Below are 241 nucleotides of genomic sequence, written 5' to 3' on the forward strand. Positions count from 1 at the left end.
CTGATTTGATATGGAATCATAAAAATGAAAATAACTGATTCTAAATCTAATCTAGATGAATGACCAAGCTCTTGAAAACGGACGCAGAGCAATAGCAAGGGAATGCTTAAACGAGCTCACTCAACTATCAAAATACGATGACAAAGCAGTCACCGCTATTCTCGATAAATATACACAGCGATTCAAATTAATTATGTCTGAGCATCAGATGACATTCAGCGCTAAGTCAGTGTTGTCTTAT

Annotated in this window: 1 protein-coding gene; it reads left to right on the top strand. The window is 36.1% G+C overall.

Annotation, left to right across the window (positions count from 1 at the left end; genetic code table 11):
- Window positions 1-55: 55 nt before the first annotated feature.
- Window positions 56-241 (top strand): hypothetical protein (locus ACGF5R_RS24935; protein WP_387693334.1); only part of this gene is annotated, 186 nt, incomplete at its 3' end.

The organism is Photorhabdus sp. RM71S (genome assembly GCF_042879355.1).
Classification (GTDB): domain Bacteria; phylum Pseudomonadota; class Gammaproteobacteria; order Enterobacterales; family Enterobacteriaceae; genus Photorhabdus; species Photorhabdus kayaii.